Annotated in this window: 2 protein-coding genes; both read right to left on the reverse strand. The window is 66.7% G+C overall.

Annotated features, from left to right (window positions below):
• Window positions 1–126 precede the first annotated feature (126 nt).
• Window positions 127–705 carry an aminoacyl-tRNA hydrolase gene (gene pth, locus ACFULV_RS34925; protein ID WP_266293272.1) on the reverse strand — a complete coding sequence of 193 codons (579 nt, stop codon included), beginning with the start codon at window positions 703–705 and terminating at the stop codon, window positions 127–129.
• Between the two features lie 23 nt (window positions 706–728).
• Window positions 729–1,352, reverse strand: coding sequence for a 50S ribosomal protein L25/general stress protein Ctc (locus ACFULV_RS34930; protein WP_378664381.1), 624 nt, complete (start codon window positions 1,350–1,352; stop codon window positions 729–731).
• Between the last annotated feature and the right edge of the window lie 338 nt (window positions 1,353–1,690).

A 1,690-nucleotide genomic window follows, 5' to 3' on the forward strand; every position in this document is an offset into this window, starting at 1 on the left:
GCGACGAAGGAGCAAGCCCCGGTGGCTAACCGGCGGCCCCCAGGGGCCGCGACTCGAGCGCGCCAGCGCTCCAATAAACACAGCCCAAACCGGCCTGGGACTACTTGACACAGGTAGTTCTGGGCCTCAATGCAGGTTGTTCTGGGCTGCTTCCAGCCCGACCTTCAACAGCAGCTCCACCGCGTCGGCGGCCTGCTCCACGATCACCGGAACCTCTTTGCGCTCCGGCGCGGCGAAGGGCTTGAGGACGTAGTCGGCCGGATCCTGCCGACCGGGCGGGCGCCCGATCCCGATCCTGGTGCGCAAGTATTCCTTGGTGGTCAACGCCTGCGAGATCGACCGCAGCCCGTTGTGACCACCTTCGCCGCCGCCCTGCTTGAGCTTGAGTGTCCCGAACGGCAGATCCAGCTCGTCGTGGACCACGATCACCTGGTCCACCGGCACCGAGAAGAACTTCGCCAGCGCGGCCACCGGCCGACCGGACAGATTCATATAGGTGCGCGGCTTCGCGATGAGGATCTGACGCCCGTCCAATCGCGCCTGGAGCAGATCGGCACCGGACTTCTTGTGCACGGCAAAACGGCCGCCGACGCGCTCGGCGAGCACATCGGCGACCAGGAAGCCCACATTGTGGCGGGTGCGCTCGTACTCGGGGCCGGGGTTACCCAGTCCGACCACGAGCGCGGGCCCGGAAGATTCGGTCATTGCCCGAATCGTAGTGCGCGGTCTTACTCGGACTCGGGAGCGGTCTCCGCGGTCTCGGTGTCGGCGGCGGTGCCTTCACCCTCGTCGTCCATCTGCGAGGCGGACGGCGCTTCGATCACGTTGACGATCAGCGCTTCCGGGTCACCGGCCAGGGTGACGCCCTCGGGCAGCGCGATGGTGCCGGCCAGGATCTGGGTGCCCGGCGCGATGCCGTCGACCGAGACCTCGATGGTCTCGGGCAGGTTCATCGCGTCGGCCTCGATCGACAGGGTGTTGAGTTCCTGGGTGATCAGGGCGCCGGAGACGGCATCGCCGGTAACGACGACGTTGACGTCGGTGGTGACGCGCTCGCCACGCTTGACGATCAGCAGGTCGGCGTGCTCGATGTAGCGACGGATCGGGTGGACGACGACCGACTTGGTCATCGCCAGCTGCGGCTGGCCGTCGATCTGCAGGTTCAGGATGGCGTTGGTGCCGTGCAGACGCAGGATCGCGGCGAACGCCTTGGCGTTCAGCGACAGGTGCTGCGGCTCGGCGTGGTGGCCGTACAGCACGGCGGGCACGTTGCCGTCGCGACGGGTACGGCGAGCGGCACCCTTACCGAATTCGGTGCGGACGGCGGCTTCGATCAGATTGGCGTCGGACATACTGAATGCGCTCCTACGGCTGGTCATGGGTGACCCAACTCCGGGGTCAAGGTCTACTCGTCGGACGAAAGAACGAACGAGGACGGCCCAAACAACTCAGCCGAGCCGCGTCGATCACGGTGTGCGCACCAAACGGGCACTCACCCTCGCCGAGACAACCCGCCAACCATACCGCATAGCAATCCGCGATCTAAAACCGCCATGACCGCACTCCGAACCCCGCACCTGCGACCCCTAGGGAGCAGCGGCCACAGAGTGGCCGGTCGCGGCCGGGTCGCCGGTTAGCCGCCGGGGGCGTACCGACGAAAGAGGAAACACCCGTGGGTAACCGCCGGCCC

Origin of the sequence: Nocardia sp. NPDC057272 (assembly GCF_042668615.1) — a bacterium.
In the GTDB taxonomy this organism is placed as follows: Bacteria; Actinomycetota; Actinomycetes; order Mycobacteriales; family Mycobacteriaceae; genus Nocardia.